Genomic DNA, 17,535 nt, shown 5'->3' with positions numbered 1-17,535 from the left:
AATAGTTATTGTAGTAGTTGCCACCACAGCAGCACATCCGGCACTAGCAGCAATGGTATAGGAAACAGTATAGGTATTCGGAGCAGAAGTCGAAGGCGTAATAGCACCAGTAGCTGGATTAATAGTCAGTCCGGCAGTTGATGAATAGACGCCACCGGTATAAGCTCCCGTTCCTGTTAAAGTAACCCCTTGAACAGTAGCTACCGAAGAACAGAATGGCGTTCCATAGGATATAGTAGCCGAAGACAAAGCGGTAATGGTTACTGTAGTTGTAGCTACCACAGGAGTACATCCGGCACTAGCGGCAATAGTATAAGTTACAGTATAGGTATTCGGAGTTGAAGTCGAAGGCGTGATAGCTCCCGTTGCAGGATTAATAGTCAGTCCGGCAGTTGAGGAATACACGCCACCAGTATAAGTACCAGTTCCTGTTAAGGTCACAGACTGAGCAGCAGCTAGAGTAGAACAAAATGGAGTTCCGGCATAACTAATGTTAGCAGTTGGTGGATTACAATTAGTAGCAATACAAGTTGCTGTACTAAAAGCAAAGCAAGTACTTGCACCTCCTGTTGGTGTTAGAGTTATTGTTACAGTATCACCTGGTGTTAGACTATTTACAGTATAATTTAAAACATTGCCTATGGCTCCAATAGTTACAGTTGGATTAGCATTTATCTGATAAGAAACGTTATAACCAGTAGCTCCAGTAACTGCAGTCCAAGTGAATTGAACGGAAGTAGTAGTGGATACTCCACAATTAATAGTTGGTGTTACTATGGGGTTAATAGTTACCGTTGTAGTAGCTACTACGGCTGAACAACCACCACTAGCGGCAATGGTATACGTAATAGTATACGTATTGGGAGTAGAACTCGAAGGCGTGATAGCACCAGTAGCTGGATTAATAGTCAGTCCGGCAGTTGAAGAATACACACCACCGGTATAAGCTCCCGTTCCTGTTAAAGTAACCCCTTGAACAGTAGCTACAGAAGAACAGAAAGGCGTTCCATACGATATAGTTGCAGTCGGCAAAGCGGTAATGGTTACTGTAGTTGTGGCTACCACAGGAGCACATCCACCACTAGCAGCAACGGTATACGTAACAGTATACGTATTCGGAGTAGAGGAACTAGGTGTTATTGCACCCGTTGCAGGATTAATAGTCAGTCCGGCAGTAGAGGAATACACACCACCAGTATAAGCTCCGGTTCCGGTTAAGGTAACGGCTTGTGCAGTAGCTACAGAGGAACAGAAAGGCGTTCCATACGATATAGTTGCAGTCGGCAACGCGGTAATGGTTATGGTAGTTGTGGTCACCACAGCCGCACATCCACCGCTAGCAGCAATAGTATACGTAACGGTATACGTATTCGGTGTAGAAGTCGAAGGCGTAATAGCACCAGTTGCAGGATTAATAGTCAGACCGGCAGTTGAGGAATAGACGCCACCGGTATAAGCTCCTGTACCGGTTAAAGTAACGGCTTGTCCTGTTGCTACTGAAGAACAAAACGGCGTTCCATACGATATAGTTGCAGTCGGCAAAGCGGTAATGGTTACGCTAGTTGTAGCCACCACGGCAGGACACCCACCACTAGCAGCAATGGTATACGAAACAGTATAGGTATTCGGAGTAGAAGTCGACGGCGTGATAGCACCCGTTGCAGGATTAATAGTCAGTCCGGCAGTTGAGGAGTAAACTCCCCCTGTATAAGCTCCGGTTCCGGTTAAAGTAACGGCTTGTGCAGTAGCTACCGAAGAACAAAACGGCGTTGCATAGGATATAGTTGCAGTCGGCAAAGGTGAAACTGTTACAGGAATAGTGACCAAAGGAGAAGTACAACTTCCAAGTGATGCTGGACCTACTACTTGAAGAGAAATATTATATGTAGTAGCTGATGCAAAACTAATAGTATAAGGTCCTGCACCTGAGCCAGTAACTATAGTCACTCCAGCTGGCCATGTCCAATTGTAGGTTGCTCCCGGACAAGAAGTCCCGGTAAAGGTAACTGTCGCATTTTGATTCTGACATACTGGATTTGGTGTAACTGTAAATGTTGCTATGGGTTTTGGCCTTACTGTCAAAGGGACAATCAATGCTGTTCCAGGGCAACCATTATTGGTTGGAATAATGGTGTAATTTATTAATAGATCTGAACAAGTATTGTTTGCGATTGCATAACTGATGAGAGTTCCTGTTCCACTATTGCCATCAGAACCAGACCAACTAATACTGGCGCCTACTGGGTTTGGAGTAAGATTTATCGTTGCTGAAGACGCGGTTCCAAGAGTTGGACCAGAACATATAGAATAGCTTGGCGATGCACTAGTGACAGAAGGCAATGGTTTTACGGTAACTGTTAAAGTTGTGGTCGTGGCACATTGTCCAGGTGCTGGTGTGAAAGTGTAAGTTGTAGTTGAGGTATTACTTAGTGCAGGTGACCAAGTACCAGTAATTCCATTAATGGATGTTGTAGGTAATGCTGCTAATGCACTACCTGAACAAATTGGAGCAATAGCGTTAAAAGTAGGTATGATGGTTGCAGGTGTTACATTTATTGTAACCGTACTTGTCGCTGTGCATCCGATACCATTACTTGCGGTTAAAGTATAAGTAGTTGTTGTAGTCGGGCAAACTGTGGGCGATAAAGTAGTAGAATTGGTCATGGCTGTTGTTGGTGACCAAGTATAAGCAGGCTGATTATTGTTGAATGTTATTGTCCAACCCGAAATACTTCCCGTATCACCAGCTAAATCATCTTGAACAAAAAGTTGCCAAGTGCCATTGGCAGTACAGCCATTTAAAACATTGAAAGATTGTTCAGGTAAATACGTACCTGTAAATGGTGGACTACCAGTTGTAATTGAGCTAGCAGCAGTTGGAGTAAAACACGTATTAGTATAATTATCTCCAGTACTACCATTATCAGTTGATAATTCAACCCTGGTTCCATCAGGACATTGTAGATAAATATCTAAATCTGAATCCCAGGTATGGGTCATATTTATACAAACAGAAGCAATCGAAGAGGCCGCTATGGTTGTTGGTAATAAACCTGTGGTTGTTATTGGAGAATATACGCCTGTCAGACTTCCATCAGGGATGGCATATGTTCCTCCATTCGTAAAAGAAGTTGGCCCAACGAACCCAACAGCGTTAGTTGAACCACCCAATGTAATACAATTTCCAGCACAAATTGTTCCGCCAGTACCGGCGTTCACAGTTGGGATGGGATTGACAGTAACGGTTTGTGTTATAGCATTTTGACATCCGCCAGGAACAGCTGTCAGTAAAAGAGTAGCACTATAACTTCCTGCTGTAGCATATGTATGACTGGGATTTTCTATGTTAGAAGTAAAACCATCACCAAAATTCCAGTTATAAGTATAGTTGCCATTTGTAGTATTGGTAAATTGAGTTGCTGTTCCAACACAAACTGTGGTGTTAGTAAAAGTTGGATTTGGACTTGCAAATGTAGCGGTGGTACCTGCAAAATTTAAAGTAAATCCAGCAGAAGAAGTTGCAGTGTAGCGATCAACTAAAATAGTATACGTTTGACCAGCAGTTACTGTAAAAGTAGTTTCACATTGCGCTCCAGAACATCCTAAACCCGTAGTTCCGCTTGCTCCCGTAGTCGGACTCCAATTACATTTCACTTCAGTTCCGGGACACGATGATGTAGTATTGAATACTGCAAAATCATAATCAATCACAGCGGTTGGTGTAATCGTAAATGCCAAAGTTCCCGAAGTAGCTACCGTAAAAGTATACCAATTGGAAGAACGTTCACCAGGAGTACCAAAGCAAGTTGGGTTTTCAGGCGTTATCCCTACACCACCTACACCATTTGGAACGCTAACACTGGCAACACTGCATAAAGTTTGCGCTGTGGCACAATCCTGAACAGGTAACGCTGGCCCAATAGGCAAAGTTTGTTGGGCACAAATACCAAAAGTACCGGTAGTAGTTCCATTACCGTCTACAAGCATATAGTAAGTATTCCCAATTGTCAAACCACGTAAAATAACATCCGTATGAAATAAACTACCACTTGTATTTACGTCTTCTTGACATCCAATTTGAGTTAAGGAACCACAAGCACCGCTATAAACTGCTAATTGAGTATTAGCTAAAGTCCCCCCAAAATTGGTGGAAATTTCAATGTCAGCCGTAGTAGCTACAAATGAAAACCAAACGGTGTGACTTAAACTGTTTGGAGACCAACAAGCTGGTATGACAGGATCACTTGCTGTTGTTGCAGCAACATTGGTATAAAGGATAGAATTACAACTTCCAGCACCAACCGTAATAGGAATAGCAGCTGCACAAGCGTCATTTGAAGGTTGCGCATAGGTTATGGTCGTAAAACCAATACATACTATAAATGTATATATATATTTAAGCCAAGTTTTCATCCTATTGGTATTTATTCCTATCTACTCATTTTGTAAATTTCGTAAGTAGGCTTCACGATCAATAGGTTTGTCATTTTTTATATAGAAATCAGTTGGGGAAACTTTTTCGTTTATGGGTAAAGGTATTTTTGAAAAGACTTCATCAGAAAGACTAGCTATCAAAAATTTAATTTTCTTAGTGTTTTGAAATGACAATTCACCTTTTATTGAGATTTCATTATAATTTCCAATATCAACTATAATTGTATCATCTTCTTTTGCTATTGTATATGCTGAAAGGATAGTTAATTTTGGTTTGTCCGGAGAAGTGCCATCATTTGAGTCATTTCCGATGGCTGTCGTATAGATATCTCCTTTCTTTGAATTGTCATTAACATAAAAAGTAGTAGCATTAATTTTAGGGCAAAACAAGACAACACAGCATAATAATATACTGCATCTCCTCTCTTTTATAAAATTAAATAGTAAAACTTTAACCATTATAAACAAATGTTAATAAAATCATAAATCAAATGTAATTAATTGATTTGTTAAAATTCATATTTTAACCTAAATATTTCATGGGTCTTATACTTAAACAAGCAAAAAAACATATTTAAAATCAATAATTTAACAATTATATAAAAAAAATAAAAATGCACTTTAAATTACATTTTTTTTCTAAATCTCACCAAGTGTTATTCGTAGATTTTTCATGCAGTACAACTACAAAAATTTCCTGAAAGTAATAGATTCTTTAATTTTGCATTACCTGAAATCTATTCATTGAAGATTTGCGTATATCGATACTATATGAAAACTTTTTTACTGTCATTTTTTGTTTATTTACTTTTTTCATTAGGCTTAAACGCACAATGTACGATTACAGGTACAAATATAAACGCAAGTACATTAACGTGTAGTTCGTTTACTGGCTGTACAACAGTTTATGTTGGAAATGGAACTTCTGCAACAACTCTTAACATGAATGCCGATTTGAATTTGTCTTGTCTTGGTACTATTCAATTTGTAATCAGAAACAATGCTTCAATAGATTTTTCTCCCGGTAATAATAGATTAACTTTAGGAGACGGTTCTTCATTAACCATAGAGACAGGAGGAAATTTTATTGGAGGTTCTTGTAATGCTTCTGAACGTATTTACATTGGTACAAATTTGTTAGCCAGTTGTAATGGTGGAGCAGGTGCAGACCTAAGTTTTACTGCCCTTATAAATTTGGGTGGAACAGGTAGTCTGACTTCCAATTCGCCTGTTTGTACAACCAACACCATTAATTTTTTAGCTACGCCACCACCAAATGGAACTTACACCTATTCATTTTTTGGAACAGGTCTTCCCGGAGGAGGAACAACATATTCTAGTAGTCCAAATTATAGCGTTACAGCTCCTAGTACCGCTGGCTCTTATGTCTATCAGGTTAATATGAAATCTTCACTTTCTGGAAATCCTATTTCGGTAGCGGAAATTACGGTTGTTGTTAATTCCGGTATAGCTACTTCAACGCCGGTTGTTACTGTCACTCAACCTACCTGTACAGTTGCAACAGGAACAATAACGATTACTTCACCAACGGGTGCAGGAATGACTTACAGCATAAATGGTTTAACGTATACAAATACGACAGGTATTTTTACAGCTGTATCGTCTGGTACATATAGTGTAACTGCAAAAAATTCATCTGGTTGTATCTCACCTACAACAAGTGCTACAGTTAATGCACAAACTGATACTTGGAACGGGACATCCTGGTCAACAGGTGCTCCACCAGTAAGTGGGCAAAAAATTGTCTTCACTAATACCTTTTCGTCTACATCAAATTTAGCAGGTTGTTCCTGTCATGTGAGTTCAGCTAACGTTGTTATAAATTCAGGGCATACTTTATCAATAACTGATGATATAAAAATTACAGGCGGTGGTACAATAACCTTTGAAGATGGTGCGGGTTTAATACAAACAAATAATACTGCTGCAAATTTGGGAAGCATTACCTATAAAAGAAAAACTACTCCACTCAAACGATATGATTATACCTATTGGTCATCACCGGTAGTGTCTGCTACTTTAAGTCAATTGGCAACAAATTCATTGATGTATAGTTTTAGTCCAACGACTAACCTTTATGTATATCAAACCGGAGCAACTACTATGGCACAAGGTGTTGGTTACATCGGAAGAGCACCAAGTGGGCTAACGTATGCTCCAACACAAATTGTGCAAACCAGTTTTGTTGGTGCTCCCGGAAATGGAGTAATCAACACGCCAATTTTAAAAAGTACAACCGCTTACAATTTGATAGGTAATCCTTATCCATCAGCTCTTGATGCCGATTCATTTATAGCAGCGAATAGTGCTGTTATAAATGGAACACTTTATTTTTGGACACACAACACGGCAATTACAAATAATGTTTATACGATCAATGATTATGCAAAATATAACTATACCGGCGCTGTAAGAACAATTCCAGCACCAAGTGGTGGACCAACGCCAACAGGAAAAATTGCTGCGGGACAAGGATTCTTTGTTGAAGCTAAAACAACTTTGGCTAATGGAACATATTCTGCCACATTCAATAATACTATGCGACTTGCCGGGAATAATTCACAGTTTTTCAAAAACGGAGCATCGGGAAAAACTATAAATTCTATTTCAGCAGGATTAGAAAGACATCGTGTTTGGCTTTCATTGAGAAGTCCTCAAGGTGCCTACAACCAAATGTTAGTGGGTTATGTGCAAGGAGCAACTAATGATTTTGATTCCTTATTTGATGGTAAAACATTAGCTGTCGGGAATACCGTTTCCATTTATACTAAGGTTGCTGCCGATAATTTAGCCATACAAGGAAAAAGCCTGCCTTTTTCAGAAGCAGATGTTATTCCGTTTGGATATAGTACGACTCTAAACGGAGAACTATCGGTTTATCTAGATGATTTTGATGGAGTATTTTCTACTCAAAATGTTTATTTATTAGATAAAACAACAAATATAGTACACAATTTAAAAGAAGCACCATATACTTTTGTTACCACTAATGGTAATTTTGAACAGCGTTTCGAATTGCGATTTACGAATCAAGCATTAGGAACAACGATTCCAACTGTAACCGATAATGATATTAAAATTATTAACGCAAATCATCAACTGGAAGTAATATCACCAGCTATGGCTATTACAAAAGTAGAAGTATATGATATTCTAGGAAAATTGTTATTTACTCAAAATAACTTAAATACTAATTTATTTCAAACAAGTTCACTTCAAATTTTACCGCAAATACTTTTGGTAAAAGTAACTTTGGAAAATCAACAAAGCTTTACGAAAAAAACGTTAATGAAATAATTTTTTTTTAGAATTAGCGGTAATTATTGGTGTGCTGTAAAAAAATCCATAAAAAAAACAGCACTTTTTAAGTGCTGTTTTAAGGTTTAAAAATCAGCTATTTCTTCGGCATAGCTTCGTTGATTGGCACTCTATCGACGTATTGGTTTACCTCGTCTATTTTATCATTATCATCAAAATGAAATAACATGTGCATCCATTGTGACATTGACTTTCCTCCTTTATATTTTGCAGTAACTTGGTACCAAGATAATAGCCAAACGCCGGATTTTTCAATTTTTTGCTGAGGTTTGTTTACTTTGACAGGCAGCCAAATGTCATTTTTGAAAGAAATCGATTCGATGACATTTTTTCTTCTGTTAACCCAGAAATCAGAAATTGCTTTTTTGCCAATCAGACTGTCGCCGGCATTCCAATAATACTTTGCATCATCGGTATAAACAGCCATCATAGCATCAGTATCTCCCTTGGAAAGAGCTTCTATATAACTTTTGCCAATCTCGGTGTATTTGGCATCAGCAAATTCTGCTGGTGGTGGAGTGGTAGCTTCTGCTGTTGGTTCGGCAGGAGTTGCTGGTTCTGAAGGCTCCGCTTTTTTGCAACTTACCCATAGGGCAGTACACAAAGCAAATAAAATCATTTTTTTCATAAAGTAATCGATTTAAGTTAGTAATAGTTAATTACCACAGTATGTTAAATCCATTATGATAAAAATGGGGAAGTAAATTCGATACTAAAAGTAAACATTATTACATTACCATATTGAAAATGAGTAAGTTATTTATTAACAAAAAAGATAACTTTTGAAGAAGAATTATGCTTCACAAATTTCTTTACATTTGTTTCTATGAACAAAACCGTACTCTGTATCGGCGCCTCATTAGTAGATGAGTTGTATTTCTGTGACAACAGCATCATCGCTGCTTCTTCTAATCCGGCACAAAAAGCAACGAGTATAGGTGGCGTAATTAGCAATATTGCACAGCATTTGGCTCTTTTAAAAGTCAGTCCTGCTATTATTACGGCTATCGGAAATGATGCTGATGGGGTGTTTATAAAAAGTAGTTTTAATAAAAGCGGTATCGCCTGCAATCATTCTATTGTAGCTAATGAAGCTACTGGCAAATATGTTTCCATACTGCAACCCGATGGCAATTTGTATGTTGCCGTTTGTCAGGATAACTGCGGAAAGTATATATCGGTGACGTATTTAGAAACGCAAACGGAGTATCTCAAGTGTTTTGAACTATTGATTATCGATACCAATCTAGAGAGTGAAACCATACAGTGGTTAATCCATTTTGCCAAAAATCACCACAAGCAACTTATCATAGAACCCGTTTCGGTGGCCAAGGCAGCAAAATTAACAGCTTTAGATTTAAACGGTGTCTTTATGCTGACACCCAATGAAGAGGAACTAGCGGCAATGTGTACCGATGATACTTTAAAAGAACAGCTATTGGTTTCCCTTTTTGACAGAGGAGTGCAAACCATTTGGCTGCGAAAAGGAGCAAAGGGTTCCGTAGTATATACAGCTAAACAAAGTATCGATTTGTCGGTTCCAGCAATTCAGATTGTTGATAGTACCGGAGCAGGTGATGCTGCGTTGGCAGGTTGGGTTTTTGGGTATGTGAATAACGAAGACGAAAAAACCTGTCTGCAATTGGGACACACTTTAGCTTTGGAAATATTAAAAAGAAAAGGTACTGTTGACACCTCGTTAACTCCTTCAGCATTATACAAACATAAGAAAACGTATTATAATGACTAAAAACGATTATATCATCATCAGCCCTGAAGTGCAACACGCTTTGGATAACAACCTGCCTATTGTGGCTTTAGAATCTACTATTATTTCACATGGTATGCCTTGGCCCAAAAACGCTATTACGGCAGCAGCAGTCGAAGAAGTAGTGCGACAAAACGGAGCTGTTCCGGCTACGATTGCTATTCGAAATGGCAAGTGTTTGGTGGGTTTGTCTGCAGCCGATATTGAATATTTTGCAAAAACCAAAGATGTTTGGAAAGTAAGCTTGCGCGATATGCCCTATGTGATTGCGCAAGAATTGCCTGGAGCCACAACGGTAGCAGCAACCATGCGAATTGCTGCGATGGCCGGAATAAAAGTCTTTGCCACGGGTGGTATTGGTGGTGTGCATCGTGGAGCAGAAGATACTATGGATATTTCAGCCGATTTGACCGAGATGGCAACGACCAATGTAGCGATAGTTGCTGCCGGTGTAAAATCGATATTGGATATTGGTCTGACCTTGGAGTATATGGAGACGATTGGCGTGCCGGTAGTTACTTACGGGCAGGATGAATTTCCTAGTTTTTATTTTTCTAAAAGTGGTTATGAATCTCCGCTTCGTTTGGATACCGCAAATGAGATAGCCCAACTTTTACGCGCCAAATGGGATTTAGCTCTAAACGGTTCGGTATTAATTGCCAATCCCGTTCCGGCCGAATTTGAAATGGAACCGGAGGTTATCGAAAAACACATTCTAAAAGCACTTAGCCAAGCCAACAAACAAGGCGTAAAAGGCAAAGCAGTAACACCATTTTTATTAAAATTCATTGCTGATCATACCGAAGGCGAGAGCTTGGAAGCCAACATTGCCTTAATAAAAAATAATGCAAAAGTAGGCGCAATGGTTGCGGTAGAATTACAGGGGCTTTAAAAAAACGCACCAACAACCTAACAGCTATTTTGTAATCCAATTGTAGTGCCTTTATCTTTTCTGTGTAGAATTTTTGCGTAAACTTCTTTCTTATATGGCATTTGGATTCCCGCCTTCGCGGGAATGACAAGTATGATAAAGTTATTAACATAAAGAACTGAAAATCAATTTATTTAACTAAATTTAACAGTATTATTAACCAATATTTTTAAACATGAAAAAAACAGTACTGTTAGTAGTGTTGCTATTTACTTGCATCACTTACTCTCAAAAAAAGACCAATGGAACGGTTTACATCGACCATCCTGCTATTAAAATAGTGGAAGACATGACTAAAGCCTTCGTTAGTGGAGACTCGGTAAAAGTAGCCAGCTATTTGGCTGATGATTTTAAATCCTTTAATGGAGTAAACACTAACTCAAGTGATAAGGGGCAAGACAAAGCTTCTTATCTAAGAAACGTAAAGAGTTGGAAAAAACAACTTGATTATTACAGTATTACGCGCTCTAATGGAGCCTACCCAGATGCTATTGAGTATTCTGAAAAAGACCAAAAAGACGTTGTTTGGGTACAGACTTGGGAACAGTTAAAAGGAGTACATAAAAAAACTGGAGTAAAGATAGACACGCCTTTACACCGCCTATTTGTTGTGAATAAAGACAACAAAATCAAGACAATTATACAATATTCTGATACTAGTATTGGAGAGGAGATAAATCAAAGTTACGACGTTAGAGAAAACGGAACCATTTACAACCACCACGAGTATATCAATGTAGTTCGTAACATGGTTATGGCTTTTGAGAATAAAGACTATACCAAATCATACAGCTATTATGACGACAAAGTACAGTTTAGAGATATTAATTTGCCTGGAGATAAATCGTTCACACTTACAGAACAAAAAGCTAATGACAAAAAGATGCTGGAAGAGTATGATATTAACAGTATAGATGTGGTAGGTTATCCTGATTATTTAAACTATGAATTGGGCAATGCCAAAGTGGTGCTTTCGTGGTGGAACTTTAATTTAACCAGAAAAAAAGATAAAAAAGCAATAGTATTACCGGTTATGTTTATGGATAATTTTAATGATGCCGGTAAAATTATTTCTGAAACCGCTTATTATAGTGCCAAAGTATTGGAATAAGTAAGTTCGTTTGCCTATAATAGGTTAACGTCCTTAGTCATTTTAGCATAAAAAAATCGTCCCGAGAATATCGGGACGATTTATATTATATCTCAAATGTTATTTGTTAGGACCAAGTACCTTGAGCTTGGTGATATATCTTCTTCTCTTGACAGCTACATTGTTTTGATATAAACAAAAGTCCCACTTTCAAACCATACCGTTGTTGTAGCATTCGTTTTAAAAGTTATATAATTATAATTTTTAAATTTCCCCTCCTTTGGAGGGGTGCCTGAATATTTAGGTTGACGATTATCACATAGTGTCTGATGCAAAAACCACAAAATTATACAAGATTTCCGCAGAATGCTATAAACGTGTTGGTCGACTAAAACCTAATTTAGTAGTTGTTAAATCTTAATACAACTATCATGAAAACTAAAACTGCCAGCAACGCATTAAAGTTAAAAAACGGTGTTCCTACCAATCCTAATGCAGTTCGTCATTCTGTTTCACAACCTGGCCCTGAAGACGGAAGAGATCAAAATATTAGTCCCTCTTCCAATAGTTATGATCCTGCTGTAATTACTACGAAGTCGGCAGAAGACCATAATGTTGAGGTACACCGAACCGACGAAGATGATTCGTTTAAATCGACGAACCAATCAAACTTAGGTGTTAATTCTTAATACAACTATCATGAAAAAATTATTTTTAGGGGTACTCTTTTTTGCAGGAACTACTATGGCTTTGGCGCAAGTAGAAAAACAAGACGACCAACAGGAAGCCATTCATGACAAAATTGAACAAGAATCACAACCGTCTGCTCAGGTAACGCAGGAGCGCAACACCCGAATAGAAGCCCAACGTATAGAAAATGAGAAAGCAGCAAAAAGAGCTGAAAAAAAGGTTGCTAAAAAACTAGCTAGAGAAAAAGCGAAACAACGAGCAGTTAGTCCAGCCCCATCGAAAAAATAGTAACTTATTTTATAAAAGTAAAAAAACCTCATGGCAACATCAGTATGGGTCTTAGATCCAACACATTCCGAAATAGGCTTTAAGATCAAACACCTGATGATTACCAATGTATCGGGTAAGTTCAACAGTATCGAGGCTACCATTGAAAATGAAGATGATGTCTTTACCACTTCCAAGATTCGTTTTACTGCCGAAGCCAATTCGATAGACACTAACAACGAAGACCGTGACAACCACATCAAAGGGACCGATTTCTTTGATGTGGTAACTTATCCTACCCTAACTTTTGTTGCTAGCGGCATCAGTCATGAAAAGGAAGGCAATTACAAAATAACGGGAGAGCTTACGATTAAGGGGCATACCAAAAGTATCCTCTTAGATGCTGAATACAGCCCACCAATCCTCGATCCGTGGATGAATCTTAAAACAGGACTTTCTATCACCGGAAAAATCAACAGGAAGGATTTTGGACTGGGTTGGAATACAACCCTCGAAACAGGAGGCATGTTAGTAGGCGAGGAAGTAAGCCTTATCGCAGAAATGGAGTTTGTGAAGCAGTTATAAGCAGAGGCTATAGCTGAATTGAGCTGGTTGCTCTCGCTAGCGGGGGATATGGTTATTCGGTGATTCGGTTATTTGAAGTCTTCTAGATAAAATGCCCAGAAGTTAGGAGGTATGAAATCAGTTGTAAAACAATAATCCTCTCTAAAAGCCAAACCATTATTTTCAAATAACCGAATAACCACCAGAGGCACAGCCGAACTGTATGGAGCGCAGCGTAATAAAATCCACCTTCCCAAAAAAGTTTATTATGATTGTAATAGCAACCCGAGGTTTTTTTCTTTTTTTTCGGCTCTGTTTTTCAGACAATAGGAGGTATGATATACATGCTCCTGCAGGAATTTAATTTGAATGGCATTCCATTCTTCTATAGTCAAATGAGGATTTTCATGTTTGAGCTCTTGGAATAGGTTATTGCCGATGTGTTTAAAATTAGCGGTACCAAGATACTCTAAGTCGGCATCGGCGAGTATACATTCCAATTTGTTGGTGGGTTTTTGCGGAATTTTGGTAGCGTATATCATACCGGTAATAAGCGCAATTTCATTTTTAGAATACCCATATTCGGGCAGCATTTTTTGTGCAAACCTAATGCCTTCCTCCTCGTGACTATCGGTAATGGGATTCACAAAACCCGCATCATGAAATAAGGCCGCTGTTTTTACCAGCAGGATTTCCTCTTCAGAACAATGTTCCTGACAGGCAATATACTCAGCCATTTGCACTACATATTCGGTGTGTTTCCAATGATGGTAGGTTAGTTGAGGGACTAATTTCTCCTTAAGGCAGGTCATAACTTGATCGTATAAAACATTCCAATTTTTCACGGGTTAATGTTTTTGTTTGTGTCGCAATATGCCGCCACTGGCTTCTTTGATATAATGGATAAACATAAAAGCATTTGGGTCTAATTCTCGAACTTCCTCTTTAATGCGCAACAATTCCAATCTGGTGACTATGGTTACAATAATATCGCAATCTGTTTTCTCCTTAAATTTGCCCGGCAAATAACCACGTTCCCCTTTGATTACCGTAATGCCTTTGCCAAACTTCTCTACAATTAGCGATTTAATCTCCTCGCTTTTTGATGAAATAATATTCAATGAGGTATATTGCTCCAAACCATCGGCTACATAATCCAAGGATTTCACCGCCGAGAAATAGGTAACTATAGAATACAAAGCCGTCGTAATCCCAAAATACCAAGCGGCCGCCAAAAACAATAACGTATTCATCCCGAAGATAACTTCGGATACATTGAGTCCTATTTTTTTAGTAGTCAATACCGCCAAGATTTCAAAACCATCCGCAACCGAGCCGCTTCGGATACACAATCCCATGCCAATGCCTATTAAACAGCCTCCAAATAACGCAATCAACAATTTATCTGAGGTGACGGCATCAATGTTTATCGTAGCCATACTAATAGCCAGTATAGATAAAGTCAGTAAATATTGCAAGGCAAAAGTGTTCCCCAATAACCGCCTTCCTAAAAAGACAAAAGGGAGATTTAACACAAATACTAGCAAGGCAAAGGGCACATGAACTAACTCGTGTACCAGAATAGAAAGTCCGATAACGCCACCGTCTAAAAACTTATTGGGTATCATAAACCCTTTTAAAGCCAGTGTTATAAAAGCAACCCCCAGCAAATTTAGCAGGATGTTTTTAGGATGCACAATTTCTTGCCAGTTAATTAATTGTTTGTCTAAACTCATGCTGTTAATTTTTTGTTTATTGTATTAATTTCTTAGCAATTTAATAAAAATATTATTAATTTAATAAATAAAACACTACATTTGTTTCTCCTACAGTTCACAATCCACTCCGAATCTTATTTATAGGTTGCCCCTTCATTTTAGAGTAATCGTCTATTTAACACGCATTTAGAAACCTTTAAATATTTTAATCATGGCAACAATAGTTATTCAAGTTAGCTTGAACGCAACAGGCACAGGCTTAATTTTAAACGATGGACAAAGCAATGGTCCAGACATTACAACCAATGTCAAAAATGGAGACATTGTGAAATGGAAACTTATACCTAATTCTGGTATAGCGTCAATTGATGCTATACATGATACTAGTACCGATGTATTCAATCCGGATCCTGCACCACAAGTAGGTAATAGTGGCATTTGGCAGGGAACGATTTCTGCCAGTGCAGGAAATTCAGAAACCTACTGTATTTATTATACCGTTGGAACCACACAATACAACCAAGACCCAAAAATCCAAGTGAATGTATAAATGAAGCGAAGCGTTTTAATCTATTATTTTAAAGTCGCTATTGTTATAGTCGGACTCCTTGGTATCTGTAACACTGCTTTCTCTCAAGAGCAAAAAGTGGCAGACAGTTTAGCAAAAATCTATAACAGTGGTAAATTCCTAAGTAATTCTGAAAAATTAGAATTGCTTAGGAATTTATCGTTTAATGAAGTGACTGATTTGAAATTGGGATTACGTTATGCCGAAGAGCTGATTATACTAGCTAAGAAAGAAAACAACAATGAATACCTGTATCGGGGCTATTATCAAAAGGGAAACAAACACAGGATTGCCGGAGATTTAAACTTAGCGCTGGCCGCTTTTTTTAAGAGTGTAGCAGTAGCAGAAAAAGGATCCTATAAACCGGGGCTAGGAACGGCCCTTATGGCTATTGCCGATGTGTATTCGGTTATGGGCAATACCAAAAACGCAGAGCTATACTATACCAAAGCCATACAAATATTAAGAAAATCAGATAATGCCATTGCGTTAGCCAGTGCGCTGTTAAATGCAGGTGACCAATATTTAAAAAATAAAAAACTCAATACCGCCTTAGCCTATTTTGAGGAATCCAAAGCCATTTTCAAAAAAATAGATTACGCCACAGGCTATGCCTACTGCTTGGGTAATATAGGCATGGTCTATGCCGAGCAAGGCAAAGATGATTTGGCTATGGATAACATAGGCAAATGTGTCCAAATGCTCGAAAAACAAGAAGACTACTATGGGATTTCGGATTACCTGACCTATATGGCTGATATTTATCAAAAACACAATGACCCCAAAACAGCGCTTAGTTATGCTAAAAGAAGCCTAGAACTGGCCAAAAAATACAAACTAAAAGAGCAGGTCAGTAAATCCGATTTAAAACTATCCGAACTCTATCAAAAAGAAGGCAAAGTCAAAGAAGCTTTCCAATACTTCAAAGATCACATTGCCTACAGGGATAGTGTAACCAACCTTAAATCGGTGCAGCAAATGGCCGATTTGAGAACAAATTATGAAGTATCCCAAAAACAAGTGCAGGTCAACCTCCTGAAGAAAGACAAAGAAATCCAACAACTACGCGTAAAACGCCAACGCAATCTTATCTATGCCACGGCAACCACACTCTTGCTCATTATTATAGTAGCCGTGGGCTTATACCGCCGTAACAAATTCATCCAGCGCACCAAAGCTATTATTGAAGAAGAAAAAAACCGCTCCGATACGCTATTGCTCAATATCCTTCCCGAAGAAACAGCTCAAGAGCTAAAACAAAGTGGCATGGTAAAAGCCAAGAAGTTCGAATCGGTTACGGTTTTGTTTACCGACTTCAAAGGATTTACCCAATATGCCGAAAACCTATCACCGGAGCAATTGGTTGAAAGTGTAGATTACTACTTTTCTAAGTTTGATTCCATTATGGAAACCTACGGTTTAGAGAAAATAAAAACCATTGGTGATGCTTATATGTGTGCCGGAGGTTTGCCCTTTGCTACCGAAGACCATGCCCACAAAGTGATGCAGGCGGCAATGGAAATTGCTGCCTTTGTAGAGGAGTCTTTACAAAACAATAGCACGCAACAAACCCGTTTTGAAATACGTATTGGTATTAATACCGGTCCAGTAGTAGCTGGTGTAGTGGGGATAAAGAAATTTGCCTATGACATTTGGGGCGATACCGTTAACATTGCCTCTCGTATGGAATCCTGCTCTGAACCCGGCAAAATAAACATCTCCGAAAACACCTTTGCACTGGTTAAAGACCGTTTCAACTGCGAGTATCGTGGCGAGATTGAAGTTAAAAACCGAGGCATGATGAAAATGTACTTTGTAACAGGGGCAAAGCCCTAAGTGTAATGCTTAGCGCGAAGCTTTAAATAAATAACGGTTCTCGATACATTTTTTATTCCTCTCGTCCCAAAAGACGAGATCCACAAAAAACACTCGAACTGACGTATCCCTTAAGCCGTCACTTCGAGTGATTTTATACACTATGACTGCAAATTCCGACTATATTGACCACCCAATTCCGATTTAAAGTGACCACCCGATTCCGGTTCAAATTGACCACCAGAATTTTTACCTAAAACTACTTTTTTTCATGTGTCAGTTATTATTCAAAAATAGTTAAAAATTATACTTTATTAATGCTTTTTTTCTTTCTCATGGATTCACCCAATA

Annotated in this window: 14 protein-coding genes; 9 read left to right on the top strand and 5 right to left on the bottom strand. The window is 38.4% G+C overall.

From position 1 onward, the window contains the following. On the bottom strand, positions 1-4,413 hold a 4,413-nt coding region (locus tag RMN97_RS07565; RefSeq protein WP_309613914.1), incomplete at its 3' end, for a PKD domain-containing protein. 21 nt (positions 4,414-4,434) lie between these two features. Continuing rightward, positions 4,435-4,824, bottom strand: a complete 390-nt coding sequence (locus tag RMN97_RS07560) for a hypothetical protein (protein WP_309613913.1) — start codon at positions 4,822-4,824, stop codon at positions 4,435-4,437. Between the two features lie 381 nt (positions 4,825-5,205). Between RMN97_RS07560 and RMN97_RS07555 the strand changes: the two genes are divergently transcribed. Next, entirely contained in the window at positions 5,206-7,752 is a 2,547-nt protein-coding gene (locus tag RMN97_RS07555; RefSeq protein ID WP_309613912.1) for a T9SS sorting signal type C domain-containing protein, read from the top strand. Positions 7,753-7,849: 97 nt separating this feature from the next. On the opposite strand, the gene RMN97_RS07550 is transcribed toward RMN97_RS07555, so the two are convergent. Further along, on the bottom strand, positions 7,850-8,401 hold the full coding sequence (locus tag RMN97_RS07550) for a nuclear transport factor 2 family protein (RefSeq protein ID WP_309613911.1): 552 nt from the start codon (positions 8,399-8,401) through the stop codon (positions 7,850-7,852). 198 nt (positions 8,402-8,599) lie between these two features. Between RMN97_RS07550 and RMN97_RS07545 the strand changes: the two genes are divergently transcribed. The 6 genes from RMN97_RS07545 (at position 8,600) to RMN97_RS07520 (ending at position 13,104) form a co-directional block, all read left to right on the top strand. Further along, positions 8,600-9,523 carry a PfkB family carbohydrate kinase gene (locus RMN97_RS07545; RefSeq protein WP_309613910.1) on the top strand — a complete coding sequence of 308 codons (924 nt, stop codon included), beginning with the start codon at positions 8,600-8,602 and terminating at the stop codon, positions 9,521-9,523. Continuing rightward, a complete protein-coding gene (locus tag RMN97_RS07540; protein WP_309613909.1) occupies positions 9,516-10,433 on the top strand; it encodes a pseudouridine-5'-phosphate glycosidase in 918 nt (305 codons plus the stop codon). Before RMN97_RS07545 ends, RMN97_RS07540 begins: the two co-directional genes overlap by 8 nt. 214 nt (positions 10,434-10,647) lie before the next feature. Beyond that, positions 10,648-11,583 carry a nuclear transport factor 2 family protein gene (locus RMN97_RS07535; protein WP_309613908.1) on the top strand — a complete coding sequence of 312 codons (936 nt, stop codon included), beginning with the start codon at positions 10,648-10,650 and terminating at the stop codon, positions 11,581-11,583. Between the two features lie 410 nt (positions 11,584-11,993). Next, positions 11,994-12,251, top strand: coding sequence for a hypothetical protein (locus tag RMN97_RS07530; RefSeq protein WP_309613907.1), 258 nt, complete (start codon positions 11,994-11,996; stop codon positions 12,249-12,251). Positions 12,252-12,261: 10 nt separating this feature from the next. Beyond that, a complete protein-coding gene (locus RMN97_RS07525; protein ID WP_309613906.1) occupies positions 12,262-12,540 on the top strand; it encodes a hypothetical protein in 279 nt (92 codons plus the stop codon). 30 nt (positions 12,541-12,570) lie between these two features. Further along, entirely contained in the window at positions 12,571-13,104 is a 534-nt protein-coding gene (locus tag RMN97_RS07520) for a YceI family protein (RefSeq protein ID WP_309613905.1), read from the top strand. Positions 13,105-13,349: 245 nt separating this feature from the next. Here the strand turns inward: RMN97_RS07520 and RMN97_RS07515 are convergent, their stop codons facing one another. Next, positions 13,350-13,895, bottom strand: a complete 546-nt coding sequence (locus RMN97_RS07515) for an HD domain-containing protein (protein WP_309613904.1) — start codon at positions 13,893-13,895, stop codon at positions 13,350-13,352. A 36-nt stretch (positions 13,896-13,931) separates the two neighbouring features. Further along, positions 13,932-14,819: a YitT family protein gene (locus RMN97_RS07510; protein WP_309613903.1), complete on the bottom strand. Its 888-nt coding sequence runs from the start codon at positions 14,817-14,819 to the stop codon at positions 13,932-13,934. Positions 14,820-15,012: 193 nt separating this feature from the next. Here RMN97_RS07510 and RMN97_RS07505 point away from each other — a divergent pair, with 193 nt between their 5' ends. Continuing rightward, positions 15,013-15,351 (top strand): hypothetical protein, encoded by a 339-nt coding sequence (locus RMN97_RS07505; protein WP_309613902.1) that lies wholly within the window; start codon positions 15,013-15,015, stop codon positions 15,349-15,351. After that, complete coding sequence (locus RMN97_RS07500; RefSeq protein WP_309613901.1) at positions 15,352-17,205, top strand: adenylate/guanylate cyclase domain-containing protein; 1,854 nt, start codon at positions 15,352-15,354, stop codon at positions 17,203-17,205. Positions 17,206-17,535 lie beyond the last annotated feature (330 nt).

It is taken from the genome of Flavobacterium sp., assembly GCF_031381455.1.
Lineage (GTDB): Bacteria > Bacteroidota > Bacteroidia > Flavobacteriales > Flavobacteriaceae > Flavobacterium.
Note: the sequence above shows the minus strand (reverse complement) of the source record. Positions and strands in the feature narration are given on the sequence as shown.

Coding starts and splice junctions, on each gene's coding strand:
- RMN97_RS07555 (WP_309613912.1), top strand. CDS start 5,206: ATGAAAACTTTTTTACTGTCATTTTTTGTTTATTTACTTTTTTCATTA.
- RMN97_RS07550 (WP_309613911.1), bottom strand. CDS start 8,401: ATGAAAAAAATGATTTTATTTGCTTTGTGTACTGCCCTATGGGTAAGT.
- RMN97_RS07545 (WP_309613910.1), top strand. CDS start 8,600: ATGAACAAAACCGTACTCTGTATCGGCGCCTCATTAGTAGATGAGTTG.
- RMN97_RS07540 (WP_309613909.1), top strand. CDS start 9,516: ATGACTAAAAACGATTATATCATCATCAGCCCTGAAGTGCAACACGCT.
- RMN97_RS07535 (WP_309613908.1), top strand. CDS start 10,648: ATGAAAAAAACAGTACTGTTAGTAGTGTTGCTATTTACTTGCATCACT.
- RMN97_RS07530 (WP_309613907.1), top strand. CDS start 11,994: ATGAAAACTAAAACTGCCAGCAACGCATTAAAGTTAAAAAACGGTGTT.
- RMN97_RS07525 (WP_309613906.1), top strand. CDS start 12,262: ATGAAAAAATTATTTTTAGGGGTACTCTTTTTTGCAGGAACTACTATG.
- RMN97_RS07520 (WP_309613905.1), top strand. CDS start 12,571: ATGGCAACATCAGTATGGGTCTTAGATCCAACACATTCCGAAATAGGC.
- RMN97_RS07515 (WP_309613904.1), bottom strand. CDS start 13,895: ATGACCTGCCTTAAGGAGAAATTAGTCCCTCAACTAACCTACCATCAT.
- RMN97_RS07510 (WP_309613903.1), bottom strand. CDS start 14,819: ATGAGTTTAGACAAACAATTAATTAACTGGCAAGAAATTGTGCATCCT.
- RMN97_RS07505 (WP_309613902.1), top strand. CDS start 15,013: ATGGCAACAATAGTTATTCAAGTTAGCTTGAACGCAACAGGCACAGGC.
- RMN97_RS07500 (WP_309613901.1), top strand. CDS start 15,352: ATGAAGCGAAGCGTTTTAATCTATTATTTTAAAGTCGCTATTGTTATA.